17 protein-coding genes and 1 riboswitch are annotated in these 19157 nt (G+C 60.3%); of the genes, 7 read left to right on the plus strand and 10 right to left on the minus strand.

Features of this window, described 5'->3' with window-relative positions; all coding sequences use genetic code 11:
• Positions 1-10: 10 nt before the first annotated feature.
• Positions 11-640: an alpha/beta hydrolase gene (locus AC3WWR_RS11010; RefSeq protein ID WP_033045646.1), complete on the minus strand. Its 630-nt coding sequence runs from the start codon at positions 638-640 to the stop codon at positions 11-13.
• Positions 641-784: 144 nt separating this feature from the next.
• Between AC3WWR_RS11010 and AC3WWR_RS11015 the strand changes: the two genes are divergently transcribed.
• Entirely contained in the window at positions 785-1219 is a 435-nt protein-coding gene (locus AC3WWR_RS11015) for a Z-ring associated ZapG family protein (RefSeq protein ID WP_033045648.1), read from the plus strand.
• Positions 1220-1460: 241 nt separating this feature from the next.
• Here the strand turns inward: AC3WWR_RS11015 and AC3WWR_RS11020 are convergent, their stop codons facing one another.
• Positions 1461-2165: a YiaD family glycine zipper/OmpA-like lipoprotein gene (locus AC3WWR_RS11020; RefSeq protein WP_033045649.1), complete on the minus strand. Its 705-nt coding sequence runs from the start codon at positions 2163-2165 to the stop codon at positions 1461-1463.
• 104 nt (positions 2166-2269) lie between these two features.
• Positions 2270-2914, minus strand: a complete 645-nt coding sequence (locus AC3WWR_RS11025; RefSeq protein ID WP_020799778.1) for an MBL fold metallo-hydrolase — start codon at positions 2912-2914, stop codon at positions 2270-2272.
• Between the two features lie 227 nt (positions 2915-3141).
• Between AC3WWR_RS11025 and AC3WWR_RS11030 the strand changes: the two genes are divergently transcribed.
• Both AC3WWR_RS11030 and AC3WWR_RS11035 read left to right on the plus strand, forming a co-directional pair.
• The gene (locus AC3WWR_RS11030; RefSeq protein WP_492598694.1) at positions 3142-4605 is read left to right on the plus strand and encodes a PAAR domain-containing protein; all 1464 of its coding nucleotides are present in this window, start codon (positions 3142-3144) and stop codon (positions 4603-4605) included.
• A complete protein-coding gene (locus tag AC3WWR_RS11035; RefSeq protein WP_492598695.1) occupies positions 4602-5216 on the plus strand; it encodes a hypothetical protein in 615 nt (204 codons plus the stop codon). Before AC3WWR_RS11030 ends, AC3WWR_RS11035 begins: the two co-directional genes overlap by 4 nt.
• 74 nt (positions 5217-5290) lie before the next feature.
• Here the strand turns inward: AC3WWR_RS11035 and AC3WWR_RS11040 are convergent, their stop codons facing one another.
• The 5 genes from AC3WWR_RS11040 to AC3WWR_RS11060 all read right to left on the minus strand — a co-directional run bounded on the left by AC3WWR_RS11040 (position 5291) and on the right by AC3WWR_RS11060 (position 14464).
• The gene (locus AC3WWR_RS11040) at positions 5291-8029 is read right to left on the minus strand and encodes a winged helix-turn-helix domain-containing protein (RefSeq protein ID WP_492598696.1); all 2739 of its coding nucleotides are present in this window, start codon (positions 8027-8029) and stop codon (positions 5291-5293) included.
• Positions 8030-8333: 304 nt separating this feature from the next.
• Entirely contained in the window at positions 8334-9698 is a 1365-nt protein-coding gene (locus AC3WWR_RS11045) for a DUF1329 domain-containing protein (RefSeq protein ID WP_020799776.1), read from the minus strand.
• A gap of 26 nt (positions 9699-9724) precedes the next feature.
• The gene (locus AC3WWR_RS11050; protein WP_151143297.1) at positions 9725-11662 is read right to left on the minus strand and encodes a DUF1302 domain-containing protein; all 1938 of its coding nucleotides are present in this window, start codon (positions 11660-11662) and stop codon (positions 9725-9727) included.
• Positions 11663-11999: 337 nt separating this feature from the next.
• Entirely contained in the window at positions 12000-13682 is a 1683-nt protein-coding gene (locus AC3WWR_RS11055) for a fatty acid--CoA ligase (RefSeq protein WP_432668572.1), read from the minus strand.
• A gap of 152 nt (positions 13683-13834) precedes the next feature.
• Positions 13835-14464, minus strand: a complete 630-nt coding sequence (locus AC3WWR_RS11060; RefSeq protein ID WP_020799773.1) for a LysE family translocator — start codon at positions 14462-14464, stop codon at positions 13835-13837.
• 91 nt (positions 14465-14555) lie between these two features.
• Between AC3WWR_RS11060 and AC3WWR_RS11065 the strand changes: the two genes are divergently transcribed.
• From AC3WWR_RS11065 to AC3WWR_RS11075, 3 genes are all read left to right on the plus strand, one after another.
• Positions 14556-15521, plus strand: a complete 966-nt coding sequence (locus tag AC3WWR_RS11065; protein WP_492598697.1) for a 2-hydroxyacid dehydrogenase — start codon at positions 14556-14558, stop codon at positions 15519-15521.
• Between the two features lie 33 nt (positions 15522-15554).
• On the plus strand, positions 15555-16553 hold the full coding sequence (locus AC3WWR_RS11070; protein WP_020799771.1) for a methyltransferase: 999 nt from the start codon (positions 15555-15557) through the stop codon (positions 16551-16553).
• 39 nt (positions 16554-16592) lie between these two features.
• Positions 16593-16717, plus strand: a riboswitch (yybP-ykoY riboswitch).
• A gap of 89 nt (positions 16718-16806) precedes the next feature.
• Positions 16807-17391 carry a TMEM165/GDT1 family protein gene (locus AC3WWR_RS11075; protein ID WP_020799770.1) on the plus strand — a complete coding sequence of 195 codons (585 nt, stop codon included), beginning with the start codon at positions 16807-16809 and terminating at the stop codon, positions 17389-17391.
• 136 nt (positions 17392-17527) lie between these two features.
• On the opposite strand, the gene AC3WWR_RS11080 is transcribed toward AC3WWR_RS11075, so the two are convergent.
• Positions 17528-18346, minus strand: coding sequence for a M48 family metallopeptidase (locus tag AC3WWR_RS11080; RefSeq protein ID WP_033044000.1), 819 nt, complete (start codon positions 18344-18346; stop codon positions 17528-17530).
• An 11-nt stretch (positions 18347-18357) separates the two neighbouring features.
• Between AC3WWR_RS11080 and AC3WWR_RS11085 the strand changes: the two genes are divergently transcribed.
• A complete protein-coding gene (locus tag AC3WWR_RS11085; protein WP_160171752.1) occupies positions 18358-18525 on the plus strand; it encodes a hypothetical protein in 168 nt (55 codons plus the stop codon).
• Here the strand turns inward: AC3WWR_RS11085 and AC3WWR_RS11090 are convergent.
• The gene (locus AC3WWR_RS11090) at positions 18512-19135 is read right to left on the minus strand and encodes an SOS response-associated peptidase (RefSeq protein WP_020799768.1); all 624 of its coding nucleotides are present in this window, start codon (positions 19133-19135) and stop codon (positions 18512-18514) included. The genes AC3WWR_RS11085 and AC3WWR_RS11090 overlap by 14 nt on opposite strands.
• Between the last annotated feature and the right edge of the window lie 22 nt (positions 19136-19157).

Below are 19157 nucleotides of genomic sequence, written 5' to 3' on the forward strand. Positions count from 1 at the left end.
CAGACTGCAATCAATTCGAGAGACGCGGCAGGATCAGATCCTTGAGATCGGTCAGCTTGCCATGAAAAAAGTGTCCGCATTCTGCCACTTTCAGCAGCTCATGGGGACGTTCGAGCTTGTCGGACCATTGGTAAACCAGCTGCGGATCGATCACTTCGTCGGTTTCCGGCTGGATCAACGTCAATTCGCCCTGCTGCGGCAGTTGATCTTCAGCGCCCAGACGCATGACCGCCGGTGCGACCATGAAAAGATGCTTGAGCTTCTCGCCCTTGGCCTCGAGGCGCCCGCCGAGACTTGCTGCAACAAAGCCGCCGAAGGAAAAACCGAACAGGGTCAGCGGCAATTCCGGGTGTCGGGCCCGAAACCATTCGGCGACGGCCTGGGCATCGTCGACTTCGCCGGTGCCCATGTCGTGGGTGCCTTCGCTGGCACCGACGCCCCGATAGTTGAAGCGCAGGGTGATCAGTCCGGCGTCGCGCGCAGTGCGCTGCAACGTCGAGACCACTTTGTTGAGCATGGTGCCACCTTGCACCGGGTTCGGATGACAGATGAGCGCCAGGCCACGCGACTGCTCGTTGTCCAGGTACAGTGCTTCCAGTTGGCCGACAGGGCCATCAATCACTACAGGTGTTTCGCGCATAAGCAAGGAAGGAACTCCGTGACCTCGAATCGGGTCGACTCGTCTAGCAAATTGTCTGTGGCTGTCTATTGCGAGTGAATCGCGGTATACAGCGCAGGTTCGAGCCGTTAACGTAAAGCAAAGCCGTTTATAGAGGAAGGACTCGTGGAACACTCGCTCTTAGTTTGGTTGTTACCGACTCTTGCCCTGGTTGTGGGTGTCGCCATTGGGTTTCTGATCGCTCGCCTTGCGCCGAATGCCGCGCCTAGCAGCACGCAACGTCAGCTGGACGATATTCAGGAACGTTTCGACAATTATCAGAACGAAGTGGTGACCCACTTCAACAGCACAGCGACACTGGTCAAGAAACTGACTCAAAGCTATCAGGAAGTGCAGGATCATCTCGCCGAGGGTGCCAACCGCCTGGCCCTGGACGAACAGACTCGTCAACGCCTGCTGGCTTCCCTGCACGCCGATGCAACGCAGGCTCCACGGGAACGCCTGACGCCGCCGCGCAATCAGGAACCACCGCGCGACTACGCACCGAAAGCCCCGAACGCGCCGGGCATGCTCGATGAGCATTACGGCCTGAAGAAGTAATCAGGTTTCAGGTGTGAAAAAGCCCTCGGACATGTGAATGTTCGAGGGCTTTTTGTTTCTGAATGCCTCTTTGCCTGTGCCGGCCCCTTCGCGAGCAGGCTCGCTCCCACAGGAATATGCACTTCAAATGTGGGAGCGAGCCTGCTCGCGATGGGGCCCGTTGTGGCAACACAAAAAAACCGCCCGGTCTGTTTAAGATCGGGCGGTTTTTATGCCTGGGGTTCAGTCAGGCGACGTTGCCTTATTGCTGAGCACCGTACTGCTGGCCTGGAATCGCCTTCAGGTTGACCTCTACCCGGCGATTCTGCGCCCGACCATTGGCATCGGCGTTGCTGGCGACCGGGTTATCCGGGCCGGCGCCGCGGGCGCTCAGGTTGGCGCCGCTCACGCCTTGCGAGGTCAGGTAGGTCGCCACGCTCTGGGCACGACGCTGGGACAGGTCCATGTTGTGCTGGCGGCTGCCGGTGCTGTCGGTGTAACCGACGATTTCGATCTGGTTCTGGTTGAACTCTTTCAGCGAGCCGGCCAGGTTGTTCAGCGGCTGGTAGAAGCTCGAAGCGATGTTCGCCGAATCGGTGGCGAACGTGATATTGCCCGGCATGATCAGCTTGATCTGATCACCCTCACGCTGCACTTCGACACCGGTGTTGGCCATGCTGGCACGCAGTTTTTTCTCCTGCTGGTCGGCGTAGTAGCCGTAACCCGCGGCGGAAGCACCCACTACAGCAGCACCAATGAGCGCGCCCTTGCCACGGTTGTCGTGGTTGATGGCAGCACCGGCCACTGCACCTGCCAGAGCCCCAAGGCCACCGTACTTGGCGGTTTTGCTCATGCCCGTGGAGCCGCTATCGGCCTGGCCCTGGTTGTCGTAGGGGTTGGGCGATGCGCAACCGGCCAACAAAGCCACGGCAGTAGCGACAATAATCAAACGAGGCGTGGTGAACATGTAGAGCTCCTACTTTTTTGCATTCTGTGGTGCAACGGTTTCAAGCATCGAACCATTGCCGGCGTTGGATCATTTCCCGAGGTAAAAATTCCACTCGTTACAAATCAGGCGCGAACAAAAGGGTTCTCGCGCATTTCATCACCCAAGCGCGTATCCGGACCATGTCCGGCCACGACCGTCGCCTCTTCGTCGAGGGTATACAAGCGCTGCTTGATCGAACGCACGATGGTCGCCTGATCGCCGCCCCATAGATCCGTGCGCCCTACCCCGCGCCGGAACAAGGTATCCCCGGCGATCAGCAGCTTCGCGTCGGCGAACCAGAAGCTCATGGAGCCTGGGGTGTGACCCGGTGTGTGCAAAGCCACACCACAACCACACGCCAACTCTTCATCGTCTGCCAGCCAGCGGTCCGGTGACGGTACCGGCGTGTAGGGCACGCCGAACATCTGGCATTGCATCTCCAGGTTGTCCCAAAGAAATTGATCTTCCTTGTGCAGATGCAGGGTGGCGCCGGTTTTTTCCTTCAACTGGCCAGAGGCCAGGAAGTGATCGAGGTGCGCGTGGGTGTGAATGATACTGACCACCTTCAAGCCCAAAGCATCGAGCCGCGCGAGGATCAGTTCGTGATTGCCGCCCGGGTCGACCACGATGGCTTTTTTCGTGATCGGGTCGCCGATGATCGTGCAGTTGCACTGCAACGGGCCGACAGGGAAGGTTTCGCGGATCAGCGCAGGTTTGGCAGCGTCCATGGGTGTTCCTGGGAAAAATGGATGGCCTATTCTGGCACAGCTCGACGACATCGCCGATGCCGTTCACTGCCCCTGCCCGATTGTAGAAACGACCTACAGCAAACAAGGAAACGTCTGATTTACGCCTGACAGCCTCGTAGTGAACCCTGAGCGCAGCACTTTGCCACTCCTCCCCTTCATTTGGGAGCAGGAGCAATTTGATCGTCATCAGACAAGGAGTTCAAGCAATGGCAAAGGGATATTTCATTCGCAAGGGTGACAAGACCACCTGTGGTGGCGAGGTGCTGGACGCCGATACCCGCGTCATGATGTTTGGATTCGCCCATGCTCGCGCAGGGGATCCGGTGTCCTGTGGCAAAAATGATGAAACCTACGAAATCGAGGGTGGCATCGCGTTCTTTGGCAGTCACGGGGGCCTGGTGGCGGGCTCGCTGGACAGCCGCAGCGGCTGTCCCTGCAAGGCTGGGCTCGTCCCCTCGTTTACCACCGCCACCTATGAGTCCCGACAGGGTGCTGCGCCACCAGCCGCGAGAAGTGCCCCTCAACAGGAGGCCGCGCCAATGGCCCCCAGCAACCCGGTGACGCCGCGACAATCCAGTTTCACTTCAGCGCGGGCACCCTCACCGACGCTCAGCGAACGGCCAGGAACGGCCTGCGAAAACCATTGGCGCGGCTACCAGCAGCGGGTCGAAAACGTCGTGGCACCGAACGGCAAGCTGATCGCCGACCCGAAGGCGCGCAACAAGGCGATCAATGCCGCCTATGCCCAGCTGTGGCGCCACGACCCGCGTTTCCAGTGGGCCGGGCTGGCGGCCTTCGCCTCGAAACAGGTGGGTTGTGGATTGCTGCACGCGGCCGACACGATCGAGAAAATTCAGGCGGAAGAGGAAACGATACAGCAACTGAGGGACAGTGCCAGACAAGGATTGAGAGGTTTGCTCAGCCCCAGTGAGCGGGAAAAGCGCGCGACCATTCGCGAGTTTGAGCAGCGCCAACGCGAATACGAAGAAGCCAACCGTGACAACCCGGTGTGGGGCTTCACCCATTGGGGTGCCGACAGTCCTTTGTCCTACTCGCAACGGATGTACAAGTTTGTGTACGAGATGTTGGCGATGGGTAATACCACTCTGTTCCTGGATGTGTATCCATTGCATGTGTTCTACCAGGAGCGGGGGCTGGAGGCGCTGAAGGATTGCCTGGCTGCACGGAAAAACATCTATGGGAGTGGTGAGTATCCAGTGCTGTGGCCAGTTGGGCAGAATACCCTGAAGTTCGGGACTGACCACGAGGAAATCTTGCAAGCCTTTGAGGCGATTGAGGCGGGCAACATCGCCGAAAGTGTCGCGCTTCTGGCCGAGCACGAACAGGTCAATATCCTGCAACCGGCGATGTACAGCGACTGGCGACTCAACGCGCTATTGCGCAGTAACCATTTTTCCTACGTCATCGGTATCCCAGCCGGTGCCGCAGAAGCCGTCGAGCTGACCCTGGCCAGTCAGTGCCGACGCGTCGACGACGGACGCACCATTGGTTTCAGCAACCACCGCAATGCCAACCTGGCCGATATCAATCAGCGCATGCCCTTTGTGCTCAGGGCCGCGAAACAGTTTGATGGCCTGCTGAATAGCGACCAGCGCGAGCTGCTTGAGCAATCAATTCGGGAAATCGCCTTGGGCGGTGGAGTGCGATGAGCCTGCTGCAACGTGTGGATTGGCGACGCAGTGTATTCGCTCTTGCGGTCATGGCCCTGCTGACATTGGCAACGATTGAAGCCCTAACGGATGAGCCCGAAATTGCGCTGGTGATTGGCGAACCGTACGAGGCTATGCGCCAACGCTCCAGCGCAAGGATCGATCCAGCCATACCGGGGCAATCCTGGTTCAATACCCCAAAGTCTGATGCACGTCTGCGTTTCGTAGACCCCCATTATGGCTTTGTAACTCCATTGGCCCGCTTCTTTACGGTGAGCTTTACCGACGAGAAGGTGAGAGGTGTCCGCATGTCCCCGCAAATCGAGCCACTGCTGCTCGACGACACCCTCAAGGTCGTGTTGGATCTGCAAGAGCAATGGCGCAACGCTGGCTGGGTGGCCATCCGGGTCAAGGATTTCCCCTCGTTCGCCGACACTCCACAATGGCGTGACCAATTGCGCGATGAGAACAAAGGCGGATCAGCCTATTGGCGAGCAGGTGATAAGTACCAACTGATGCTGGTGGTTAGCCGTTTCAAGGACGTCAAGCGCCCCACAGAAGAACGCTACCTCATTACCTTGGGCATCCACCGATCACGGGGCGTGCAATGAGCCTGCTGCAATGCATGGGCTGGCGACGCGACCAAGGCTGGTTCTTGGTTACGCCAGCAAAAAAACGCCCAACGCTACACCAACACCCCCAACTCCTTAGCCCGCGCCACCGCCTGCGTGCGCCGCTCTACCCCCAGCTTGCTGTTGATATGGCTGGCATGGGTTTTCACCGTATGCAGCGAAATGAACAGCTGGTCGCTGATTTCCTGATTCGAGCAGCCTTGGGCGATCAGGCGCAGGACGGCCATTTCCCGGGTGCTGAGTTGTTCTGACGCGGGGATGGGCTCCAGCGTCGGGCGAGAGGTCATGGCTGGAAGTTTGTCTGCAAGTTCCTGGGTAACCGGGGTCGGCGCACAGAGTTGAAGCTGCCCACGCAGCCAGTCCGGATGCTCGGCCAATAGCTTTTCAAAGGGTTGCAATACGCCGCCGGCTGCGGCGTCCAATGCCTGGACCAGCGCCTTGCGGGCCTCGGGTTCGCGCCCGCTGGCCAGCAACAGCGAAACTTTTTGCGTCAGCGCCATTGCACTGAGCATCTGCCGACCGGTTTGCTGACCATGTTCGAGCAGCGCGTTCAATCGCCCTTCGGCCAGCATCGGCTGGTTCTGGATGACCTCCAGCAACGCTTGCTGCAGTTCGATGTGCAGCGGCAGTTGCGGATGGAACTCCGGTGGCGCGGCGGGTTGCTCGCCGTTGTAGGTCTGCCCCAAGCGCGCCAGCCAGGCTTGCGCCAGGTCGGTACGCCCCTGGGCCAGCCAGAGTTCGCATTTGACCAGGGTAATCATTGCCAGGTAGTAGATCGGCGGCACGTCCCAGATGTGCATCAGCCGCTCGGCTTCGGCGAGCTCGGCAAAGGCCTTGGCGAACTCACCGCTGTTGCCTTCAAGCCGGGCGATCACGCAATGGCCGATCAGCACGCTGATATCACGACAGGCGCGGGCTTCTCCTAAACCGGCCTGCAAGCGCAGCCGCGCCGCTTGAGGTTGCAGGCGCAAGGCCAACAGAAAGCCCTCATACAACGTCAGTCGGGCACGTACGGCAAAGAGCCGCTGCGCCGGTAGCCCCTGCAAGCGTTGCAGCCCTTGGCGGACTTCATCCAGTGCTCGCAGTATTTCGCCCCGCGCCTGCAATACACGAGCCCGGTCGTAGTGGGCCAGCGCCTCGAACAGCGGATTGCCAACCCGTTGCGCAAGTTCCAGGGAGTCACGGTTCAACGCCCTGGCACGCCACATGTCGCCATCGGCAATCGCCAGGTTGGACAGGGTCGAAAGGCACATCAATCGCTGGCCATAGCGCTTGCACGGAAGACTCTCCAGCGCTTCGGTGCAGTAACGTAGGGTCAGCTCGCGGTTACCGCGCCCGCGCGCGATGATCCCGCTCAGGGCCAGCCATTGCGCCAGCATCGACTTCTGCGCGGTGGCCGACGGCGCTGGCAGGAAGCGGCTCAGGTGGCTGGCCAGTTCCTCGGCAGCGTCCAGCTGGCAGGCCAGGCCCAACGCCCAGCTGTAGAGCACGATCAGGCGAGGCGTGCTGATCAGCAGGCTATCGGGCAAGTCCATTTTCCAGCGCAGCAACATGCCGACGTTCTGTTCGGCCAGCAGTTGTTCTTCGGAAAGGTTTTGCACCAGGTTTGCCGCAACGTCCAGGTGCCCGGCTCGCAACGCTTGCTCGACCGCTTCATCGAGCAAGCCTTGGGCGTTGAACCAGCGACAGGCACGCAGGTGCAGGCTGGCGGCCGGCACCATCGATTGCGCGCCCGGCCGGGTGCGTAGCAGGTCGGAAAACAGATGGTGATAGCGATACCAGTGGCCGTGTTCGTCCAGCGGCACCAGGAACACTTGGTGGGCAGCCAGGAAGCGCAGGATTTCGGCGCTGTCATGGGCGTCGCGAATGGCATCGCACAGTTCGCTGCAAAAACGTTCCTGGTGGGCGGTGTCGTAGAGGAAGGCTTGTACCTCGGCGGGCAGGCAATCAATCACCTCCTCCAGCAGGTAATCGCGGATCAATCCTTCCCCACCGTGCAGTGCCTGGGGCATTGCCCCCTGATTGCCTGCCTCGGAGGCGGCCAGCAACCAGAAGCGCAACCCGGCAACCCAGCCTTCGCTGCGCTGGATCAGGTTTTCCAGCGCCTCGCCACGCAACGAACTGCTGTGCCGATCGAGCAGGCTCAAGGCTTCATCGTGGGTCAGGCGCAAATCCTGTTCATGCAACTCCAGCAGCTGGCGCGACAGGCGCAACCGCGCCAGGTGCCAGTCCGGACGCTGCCGACTGGTGACCATCACCAGCAAGCCATCAGGAAGGTGGTTGAGGAAAAACTGCAGGCAGCGATCGAGCACCGGCCCCTGGGCCAGGTGATAGTCATCGAGCACCAGCAACAGGGGGCTCGCCGTCGATAGATGCACGGCCAGCTCGTCGAGCAGCCCGTCCAGCCATTCTTCGAAGGCGAACGGCTGATGACGCTGGCGCATCTTCAATAATCCGAGGGACTGCCTGCCCAGTTGCGGAAAAAAATCCTGCAGGCCTTCGAGCAACCGCTCGAGGAACCGGCCCGGGTCGTTGTCACGCGGACTCAGACCCAGCCAGAGACTTTGCCAGTGCGGCGGCAGTGCCTGACAGAACTCCACCGCCAACGAACTCTTGCCGAACCCGGCCGGTGCGCTGACCAGCAGCAACCTGCCACCGAGACCGGCGCTCAGGCGCTCGCACAAGCGTGGACGCAGCACATGGCCGTCCGGCAATGGCGGCCTGAAAAAGCGCCCGTCCAGCGCGGCGACAGCGACGCTTGCAGGACCTGGTGGTGGGGACAGATCAGTCATGGCCGGCTCTTGTTAGTGTTGCGGGTGGCGGCGTTGCAGATGTCCGCAGACTAGCGGTAAACGAGGACGGAATGAAGGTTATTGCTACAAATGGCTACAAAAAGTCTACACACACTGTAGGAGCGAGCCTGCTCCGGGCGGCGTTCCGACGATGGTCGTGAACGATAGCGCGTGAAGTCTGGCACCACGCGGTGCTCTCTGGTTTTTCGCGAGCATGCTCGCTCCTACAGTGAAAACGCAAAAAAAAACGCCCCGAACCAGTCGGGGCGTTTTTCCGGAGGATGCGGCCTCAGGTCATTGCACGTTAGCGAACACCATCCTGGCGCAATGCCGCCGGGGTGAAGTCGCTGGTGGTGGCAGTGAAGCCGAAGTCATACGCCGACTTCTCTTCGTTCTTCATGCCCAGTGCCAGGTAACGACCCGATTGCAGGTCGTACAGAGCCTCCAGGGTGTACCACGGCACCTGGACGTTGTAATAGTTCTGGGCATGAGCTTCCGCCACGCGCCAGAGTTGATTACGACCGTCGTAGTGGTCGATCACAGCCGCCTGCCAGGTGTCTTCATCGATGTAGAAGTCACGCTTGGCGTAGATGTGGCGCTGACCTTCCTTCAAGGTTGCCACCACATGCCATACCCGGCGCAGCTCGTAGCGAGCCAGGTCCTGGTTGATGTGGCCGGCCTTGATGATGTCGCTGTACTTGAGCTTCGGATCATCGAGCTTGTAGGCGTCGGAAGCGATGTACATCTCTTTCTTGCCTTCGAGCTTCCAGTCGTAACGATCCGGCGCGCCGTTGTACATGTCCAGGTTGTCGGAGGTACGCAGGCCGTCTGCCGCGGTACCCGGTCCGTCATAGGACACTTGTGGCGCACGACGCACGCGACGTTGACCGGCGTTGTAGACCCATGCCGAACGCGGTTCCGCCACTTGGTCGAGGGTCTCGTGCACCAGCAGCACACCACCGGCCAGACGTGCCGGCGCGGTCACTTTCTGCTTGAAGTAGAACAGGATGTTGCCCGGGTTCGCCGGATCGTAGTCCTTCATCTTGTCACGGAATACGAACTGGTCCTGGAAGTACACCAGGCTGAACGAACCGTTCGGCTGTGGCGTGGCTTGGGTGACCAGTCGGGTTACGCTGCCGCCGCGATAACGGGTGATGTGGTTCCAGATGACTTCCACGCCGCTTTTCGGAATCGGGAACGGTATCGCGGTTTCAAAGTTTTTCAGCCCGTTACCGCCTGATACCAGCTCGGTGGTGGTGGCGTTCTTCTTGATGGAGGCGAACACCTCATCCGGCACGGTGGCACCGCGATGGGACGGGTAAACCGGCATCTTGTAGGTTTCAGGGTAGCGTTTGAACATCGCGTACTGGCCCGGAGCGAGCTTGGCCTTGTACTGGTCGACGTTCTGCGCGGTGATGGTAAACAGCGGTTTTTCGCTGGCGTACGGATCGGACAGGAAACCCTTGCTGTCGACGCTGCCGGCATTTTTCGGCATCGGTTTCCAGGCCGGGATCGAACCGTCGGCATTGCCCGCCATTTCGGCGCCCATCGGGGTCAGGCTCTTGCCCAGCTTGTCCGCTTCTGCCGCCGGGACCGCTGCCATTACGCTGGTCGCCAGCAACGACAGTCCCAGGACACCGGCGTGGAACAGACTCTTGGTTATTTTCATGTGTGTACTCGTCCTGAAAATAGTGCTTAGAAGTTCACGCCAAAGCTGAGCGCAACGAAGTCGCGGTCATCCACGGTGGTGTACTTGCCGTCGAAGAAGTTGGTGTACGCCAGGCTTGCGGTGTAGGTGTTCTGGTACTCGGCATCGACACCCAGGCTGACCGCCTTGCGACCTTCCTCGAAGTTGCCGCCTGGGCCAGGGGAGTAACCTTCCACGTCGTGGGACCAGGCCACGTTCGGCTTGAGGTTCACACCGGCGAATACGTCGTTGTATTCCCAGATGGCACGACCGCGATAGCCCCAGGAGTTGGCAGTAGTGAAGCCGTCGTTTTCGCAGTAGCGACTGACGTTGTTTTGCGGTCCGCCTGCCAGCGTGCCGCTGTTCAAAGTTACGCACTGGTTGTTCGGCAATGGACCAGGGCCGTAGCTCGGGTCACGGCCGTAACGTGCCTTGGAGTTGCTTTCCAGGCCGCCGACGTGGGTCCAGCCGACTTCACCCACCAGGGTCAGACGCTCGGCGCCCATCACCTGGTCGAAGAAGTGGGTCAAGGTCGTTTGCAGCTGGGTCACTTCCTTGCGGCGATAACCTTGCTGGTCCTGCCCTGGCGAGCCCTGAAGTACGGAAACGTTAGGGTTCAGCGGCGTCAGGCCCGAGAACAGGATGTCGGTGGTGTTGAGTTGGACCGGCGCATTCGGCCGGTAGCTGACTTCACCACTCCACGCGGTGCCGCTAGGCAATGTGGTGGAGAAGCTCAGGCCATACAGTCGGATATCTTCAGGGTATTCAACGTAGTAACTGGAGTTGCCCGCCACCACCAACGGCAGCAAGGTCGGCGCCAGGCCCGCCGCCACACCCAGTGGTAGGCCGGAGCCCACCAGCCCGCCTACCAGGCCAGCACCACTGTAAGCGCTCGCCGGTGCGCCATGACCACTGAAAATCGGCGCACGGCTGTGGTAGTTCATGAAGTAGGCACCGAACTCGGTGTCCAGTGGATCGAACATGTACTTGAAGGACACGCCGAACTGGCCGCTGTCACGGGCATCGCGATCCGGGCCACGACGAACGATCACGCCTTCGTCCGGGTTACCCCAGGTCACGCCCCTGGCGCCGAGGGTATTGATGGCAGCGTTACGCGCCCCGGCCGGCAGCCCCGCCGCCGCCAGCGCATTGTTGAGCCCGTTCTGGGTACGCAGTACCGCCAGGTTGTTATCGCAACCATCGGCGATCACGTCCGGCTGCGAGAAGAACGTGCCGCAGTTGTCGACGACAGTCTGGTCCCATTCGATCTGGTAGAAGGCTTCGGTCGAGAGATTTTCGGTGAGGCTCTGGGACACGTAGAACATGTTGACCGGGATCAGGCCTTCCTTGATCTCGGCACCGGGACGGCGGAATGCGGACACATCGATCGGGTTGATCGAGTTGATACCGCTGCCGATGAAGGTACTTTCACCCCAGCTCACCACTTGCTTGCCCAGGCGTACGGAACCCGGCTGATCGGCAATGGCGTAGTTGTGATAGACGAAGGCATCGAGGATTTGACCGCCAGCGGACTTGGCGCCTTCCTTGCGATTGTCGTCGCTGATGTCCTTGAACGGACGGCTTTCGTCCTTGAGTTCAAAGTCGTACCAGTATTTGCCACGGACAAAAATGCCGGTGTCGCCATACTTCAGCTCAAGGTCATGGATGCCCTTGAAGATTTTCGAGAAGGTTTCACCGCTCTTGAAGTTCAGGTGGCCGTCATCGGAAGTCTGGGACAGGCCACGACCGCCGTTGTTGACGCCGATGAGGTTTTTGTTGGCGCTTTCAGTAGACCAACTCGCGCCGATCGACAGGGAAGAGTCGAACTGACCTTCGATTTCACCGATGTTGAAACTGACGCCGAATGCAGGCCCGGCGAGCGTAGAGGCAAGGCTGACGGCCAACGGCAATTTCGCCCGGCGCCAGAACTGGTTTACTGATGTCATCGACGCTTCTCCATGTGCATTTTATTGTTATGGCAAATAGCACTTCTAAAAACGCTTGGATAACAGGGAGCCACGGCTTCCCAAAGTCATTCCAAAGTTGCATCGCCCCGGTTTGTGCGTTTGCTCCGTTCTTAAAAATCCTTGAGCGGACTATAGCCAGCAGGTAGTAGTGCTTGATCCCTCTAAAGTGTGATTTGCGCCTGCCAGGCACTCTGGACCAGTCCTTTGCCATGCCGACACCCGTCGGCCCGGCAAGAATGGCTGAAAATACGAATTTGACAAGCCAAGCGCTTGCTTGGTGGGGCTGGCGTGCCCTTTTGGGCACGCCAAGGGACGCTTAAAGCGTCGAGAGGAAGGTGCTGTTGTTGGCCTGCCACTCGGTGATGTCGACGCGAATTCGCTTCTTGTCGAGCTTACCGACACTGGTCTTGGGAATTTCAGTAACAATGGCGATCTGGCTTGGAATGGCCCATTTGCTCAGGTGCCCCAGTTCCACGAACGGCTTGAGATGCTCCTTGAGTTCCCGGGCTCCAATGGCATGGCCCTCGCGCAGCACCAGCAAGGCAAACGGCCGCTCGCCCCACTGCGGATCGGCAATCCCCACCACTGCTACTTCGCGTACCGCCGCATGGCGACTGATCAGGTCTTCGAGGTCCAGGGAGGAGATCCACTCGCCGCCGGTCTTGATCACATCCTTGATGCGGTCGCGGATATCGATCACGCCCATGCTGTCCAGGGTCGCCACGTCCCCGGTGTGCAGCCAGCCGCCGGCCCAGAGCTCGGCACCCTTCTGCGGCTCGTTGAAATAACCCTCGGTAAGCCACGGGGCGCGCAACACCAGTTCACCTTGGGTTTCACCATCGGCGGGCAGGAAATTGCCTTCGGTGTCGACGATTGCCGCCTCCACCAACGGCCCTGGCACACCGGCCTTGATCCGATAGGTGGTGCGTTCGTCCTCGGAGCCGGCCATCAATTCGTCATTGAGGTGAGCGCACGATACCAGTGGGCCGGTTTCCGACATGCCGTAGGCAGCGGTCAATTGAATGCCCTTGGCCTTGGCCGCGTCGTACAACGCATGATTGAGCGCACTGCCACCGATGACGATTTTCCAGCCTCCGAAGTCGGTGTCCTGGGCAGCCTTGGCATTGAGGACCATTTGCAGGATGGTCGGCACGCAATGCGAGAAGGAGACCTTTTCCTTGCGCCACAACTCCACCAGGTACTCCGGATCGTAGCGTCCCGGATACACCTGCTTGAGCCCGAGCATGGTCGCCACATAGGGCAGGCCCCAGGCATGTACGTGGAACATCGGCGTGATGGGCATGTACACGTCGTTGGTGCCCAGCAGGCGCACGCTGTCGATCGACCCCATGATCGTCGACACGCCCATGGTGTGCAGCACCAACTGCCGATGGGTGAAGTACACGCCCTTGGGGTTGCCGGTGGTGCCCGTGGTGTAGAACGTGGTCGCCACCGAGTTTTCGTCGAAGTCCTGGAAGTCGTAGTGCGGGCTTGCCGCTGCCAGCAATTGCTCGTACTCACCGACGAGGTTTGGCAAGTCGGCCGTCTTTTCCGGGAGGTCGGTCAGGAGCAGGGTTTTCTCGACCGTGGTCAGGTGCCCGGCGATCGCGTTGTACAGTCCCACGAACTCGCTGTTGACCAGGACAAAGCGGTCGACGGCGTGATTCATGGTGTAGAGGATCTGTTCCGGTGACAGGCGCACGTTGATGGTGTGGATCACCGCGCCGATCATCGGAATGGCGAACATGCATTCCAGGTATCGGTGGCTGTCCCAATCCATCACCGCCACGGTATCCCCGGGCTTGACCCCGGCAGCCGTCAGCACGTTGGCCAGCCGTGCGACCCGTTCGATCAGGGTCGGATAGCTGTAGCGCAACTGGTCGCGGTAGACGATCTCACGGGTTTTCTCATAACGCGCACCGGACATCAGCAGCCGTTTGATCAGCAGCGGATACTGGTAAGCGCCTTCGGCTGGGGGGATAACGCGAGTCTGCAACATAAGAATCCCTTTTCTGACTACTCGGTCGTGGCTGTAGAGTGAGCACTGTAGTGCCCCTGATCGCCAGCCAAATCAGCCAAAGGAATGATTTGCAGAGCCGTACGAATACCGGCATTGCGCCATCATTTGCCGGTAAACGTGGACCGTTACGCTCAGTGCATCTCGGTCAACGCGAGTTTCACGCCAATGGCGATCAACACCGCGCCCATGGTCCGGTCGAACCAATGCCCCATGCGGGCGAAACCGGCGCGCACGCGCTGCTGGCTGAACAACATGGCCACCAGGCAAAACCAGATCGCCGTTGCCACCGCCAGGTAAACCCCGTAACCGGCCTGCACGGCCAGCGGCGTATGCGGGTTGATTACTACGGTGAACAGCGACAGGAAAAACAGCGTGGCTTTCGGGTTCAGGCCGTTGGTCACGAACCCGGAAGTGAAGGCGCCACGCGCGGTGCGCTCGCCGGCTTCCTTGTGCAGGTCGTCTGTCACGGCCTTGGCCGGTTGCGCCCGCAGCGCCTTGAAGCCGATGTACAGCAGATAAGCGGCGGCGGCCCATTTCAAGGCGTTGAACAGGACGATCGACTGCGACACGATCAGGCCGATGCCCAGCAGCGAGTAGCCGACATGGAGAAAAATCGCCGAACCGACCCCAAGCGCCGTCCAGGTGCCGGCGCGACGACCATGGGTCACGCTTTCCCGTACCACCACGGCAAAGTCCGGGCCGGGGCTGGCCACGGCCAGCAGGTGAATCAGCGCAACGGTCAAGAACTCGGTCCAGTACATGAGGGCTCCTTCAGGCCAAGCGTAACTATTTATTTCATCTGGTAGGCTCGGCAGATTACGCCTTCAGTTCATTGCACAAAAGGTACAGTTGATGACGAACATTCACCGCGCTGTTTTCCTCGACCACCCGTCCCTGGACTTGGGCGATCTCGACCTCAGCCCCCTGCGCGAATGCTTTAGCGAACTGCAGCTGTTCGCCCAGACCCTGCCCGACCAGGTGGTCGAACACCTCAAGGGCGCCACCGTCGCCATCACCAACAAGATCCGGATCGACGCGGCCGCCATCGCGGCCAGCCCCGAACTCAAACTGATCCTGATCAGCGCCACCGGCACCAACAACGTCGACCTCGAGGCCGCCCGTGCCCACGGAATAACCGTGTGCAACTGCCAGGGTTACGGCACGCCATCGGTGGCACAACACACGATCATGCTGCTGCTCAACCTGGCAACGCGCCTGGCCGATTACCAGAAAGCCGTCGGTGAAGGGCGCTGGCAACAAGCCAAACAGTTCTGCCTGCTGGATTACCCGGTCGTTGAGCTGCAAGGCAAAACCCTCGGCTTGCTCGGTCACGGCGAATTGGGCGGCGCGGTCGCGCGCCTGGCCGAAGCGTTTGGCATGCGCGTGCTGCTGGGCCAGATTCCGGGGCGCCCTGCCCGGCCAGACCGCTTGCCGCTGGAACAGCTGCTGCCGCAAATCGATGCGCTGACCCTGCACTGTCCGCTCAACGAACACACCCGTCACTTCATCGGGGCCCGTGAACTGGCGTCCATGAAGGCCGGCGCGTTCGTGGTCAACACCGCCCGTGGCGGCCTGATCGACGAGCAGGCCCTGGCCGATGCCTTGCGCAACGGTCACCTGGGGGGTGCCGCCACTGACGTGCTGAGCGTGGAGCCGCCGGTGAACGGCAATCCACTGCTGGCCCAGGACATTCCACGCCTGATCGTCACCCCACACAACGCCTGGGGCAGTCGCGAAGCGCGGCAACGAATCGTCGGCCAGTTGACCAAAAACGCCCAGGGATACTTCAGCGCTAAGGCGCTGCGGGTCGTCAGTTGATAAACTGCGGCACTTTTTTCCACAGGAGCAGTTATGGATCCGCGCAGTGAAGTACTGCTTCGTCAGGCTGAATTATTCCAGGGTTCGGTGTTGTTGGCCGGTCTGCCCGCCGATGACTTGCTGGGCCGCCTGCCCGACGCCCATGGCTGGAGTTGGCACGCCGGCGATCAGGCCGCGCTGGATGCGCGCTTTGCCGAGCGCAGCCATTTCGGTGTGAATGCACCTGAGCGCGCATTCGATAGCGCCGTGGTGTTTCTGCCCAAGTCCAAGGACCTGACCGACTACATCCTCAACGCACTCGCCTCGCGGCTGGCCGGTCGCGAGCTGTACCTGGTCGGTGAGAAAAAAAGCGGCATCGAAGGCGCAGCCAAACAGCTGAACCCGTTTGGCAAACCACGCAAGCTCGACAGTGCACGGCATTGCCAGCTGTGGCTGGTCACCGTGGCCAACGCACCCGACGCCAAACCGCTGGAAAGCTTGGCCCAGACCTATGAATTGCCGCTGGCCGAAGGCCCGTTGAAAGTCATCAGCCTGCCAGGCGTGTTCAGCCACGGTCGACTGGATCGCGGCAGTTCGCTGTTGCTGGAACACCTGGATAAACTGCCAAGCGGCCACTTGCTGGACTTCGGTTGCGGCGCAGGGGTGTTGGGCGCGGCGGTAAAACGTCGTTATCCCCACAACCAGGTCACCTTGCTGGATGTCGATGCCTTTGCCGCTGCCAGCAGTCGCCTGACCCTGGCGGCCAACGGCCTGGAAGCCGATGTGATTACCGGTGACGGCATCGATGCGGCGCCGATGGGATTGAGCGCCATCCTGAGCAACCCACCCTTCCATGTCGGGGTGCATACCGACTATTTCGCCACAGAGAACCTGCTGCGAAAAGCAGCCAAACATCTGAAAAACGGCGGCGAACTCCGGCTTGTAGCCAATAGCTTCCTCAAGTACCAACCGCTGATCGAAGAGCACCTGGGGGTTTGTGCCATCAAGGCCGAAGGACAGGGTTTCCGTATCTACCGTGCCAAACGCGGATAAAACTTTGTGCTTGCGCAATGGATTCTGCCTAGGCAGAATCCGCTCCGTCCTAGGGGAGTAGTCTCCCACGAGCGCCATGCTCGTCCGGCATGCGTCAACATACTTGGTCAACAGACCATGGCGCATGCGACCCAAGCGTCCGCTTCAGACGGATCGCAGGGTTTGACAAGACCTATGACACGAACACCTTACCCGGGGCGGGAAGGCTGTACGTGTCATAGCCGTGTCGACCCGCCCCTTAGGAAAACCCCTGATGCTGGATTCACTACTGGTACCCACCGCAATCGTTGCCTTGGCCGAAATCGGCGACAAGACGCAATTGCTCGCGCTCATTCTCGCCGCCCGCTTTCGCAAACCCTGGCCGATCATCGCCGGCATCGTCGCCGCGACCCTGGCCAACCATGCGGCGGCCGGCGCGGTAGGCGCCTGGGTTGGGAGCTTCTTCTCGGATACGATGCTGCACTGGATCCTCGCCGCCAGCTTTGCCGCGACGGCGCTGTGGACCCTGGTGCCGGACAAAATGGACGATGACGAAGCCAGCACCGCCCGCAAGTTCGGACCGTTCCTGACCACGTTGATTGCGTTTTTCCTCGCCGAAATCGGCGACAAGACCCAGATCGCGACCGTGATGCTCGCCGCGCAATACCCTGAACTGTGGCTGGTGATCATCGGCACCACCCTGGGCATGCTGATTGCCAACGTGCCGGTGGTTCTGGCGGGTAACTTTGCGGCGGACAAACTGCCATTGACGTTGATCCGTCGACTGGCTGCGTCGGCATTTTTCGTCCTGGCGATTGTCGCGGTGTACAAGGCGATGCAGAGCAGCGGGTGGGTTTGACGGTGTAGGGCGGTAGACCGCGTTATCGTTCTTCGTCGGAACGCCGCCCGGAGCAAGCTCGCTCCCACATTAGATCGAGCTCCAATGTGGGAGCGAGCCTGCTCGCGAAGGCGGCAGCGGCCTCACTGCATATTTATCAGTGATTCCTGGACCGCTCGTAAAGCGGCATGACCTTCGGAATCGCCGCCTGCAACGAAGAAATACGGCTCGACGAAGCCGGGTGAGTACTCATGAATTCCGGCGGCGAACCTTCCGACGCCTTGGCCATCTTGTTCCACAAGGTGATCGCAGCGTTCGGGTCGTAGCCGGCACGGGCGGCCAGCTCGAGACCGATCAGGTCGGCTTCGTTTTCATTGGACCGACTGTTCGGCAAGGTCATGCCGTAGTTGGCCACGGCATCCGCCAGAGCCAGGCTACCCTGGCCCAGGCCGAACAAGGCACCGGCGCCCTGCTTGGCCATTTCGATGCCATAGGCCTTGGACATCGCCTCTCGACCGTGCTCGCGCAGGGCGTGGGCGATTTCGTGACCCAGGATGGCAGCGATTTCGTCATCGGTCAGCTGCAGCTTGTCCATCAGGCCGGTATAGAAAATGATTTTGCCACCGGGCCCACAATTGGCGTTGAGCTCATCGCTCTTGATCAGATTGACTTCCCACTTCCACTGGGCCGAATCCGGACGGAAAACCGGAGCCTGGGCAATCAGCCGATCGGAAATCAACTGGATGCGCTTGGCATCGCTGCTGGTCTTGTCCAGCACACCCTTGCTGTTCGCCTCGCCCACCGTATTCTGATAAGACTGGGCGTACATCTGATTGACCTCATCAGTGGACAGCATGCTGAACATGTATTGCTTGCGCTCAACACCCACGGCGCCACCGCTGGTGGTGTTGACCGACTGGCAGCCGGCGAGCAGCAGCGCTGCGCCGAGTGCACCTACAACCAAAATCTTGTTCATCGAAAGACTCCATGAAAACTGCCGCCTATCCTAGGCGTGGAAATGTATCGACGCCAGATACACTGGAATTAAGACGTTTTTTTCAGGCAAAGCTCTCACCAACGCAGGAAAAAATTCACAACACCCGCCCATCCAAAGCAGGAGCTGCCGCAGGCTGCGATCTTTTCAACCCGGCGTAAGACACTCCGGCCCATTGAGCTTTGGATCATTGACCATGTTGGCCAGCACCCGCTCACGCAACGCAGCAGGTTCGCTGGCGAGCAACGCTTGCAGGGCATGCAGCGGGGTTTCGGGATCGAGCCAGATTTGCTGCCCCACTTCATCGAGAATCAACGGTCGACGCTGACTCGCCGCCGGTTGCGTGATCACCGCCGTGCTCAGCCACACCTGTTCCTGCACCGGATAGGCCTCCCAGATGGCGGCGAAAAACAGCGATGAGCCCTCCCCCGGTGTCAGCCAGTACGGCCGCTTGCGAGTGGTGCCGCGCCATTCGTAGAAACCGTTGGCCGGCAACAGGCAGCGGCGCTCGCGCAAGGCCTGGCGAAACATCGGCTGTTCGGCGACGGTTTCGGCCCGCGCATGGGCCGGGGTGCGGGACAAATCGGTCAGCCACGGCGGGGTCAGGCCCCAGCGGGCACGGGCCAGTTCACGCTGCCCGTCCGGGCCTGCGCGCAGCATCAGTACCGAATCGTTGGGAGAAATATTCCACTGGGCCTGCTGATCGGCCGGAAAACCTGGCAGGGTCGCGAAGTCGCGATTCCAGCGAAACAGGGCATAACGTCCACACATGGGGATGCACGACTCTTGATCA

This window comes from Pseudomonas sp. EB271-G4-1 (assembly GCF_058791355.1).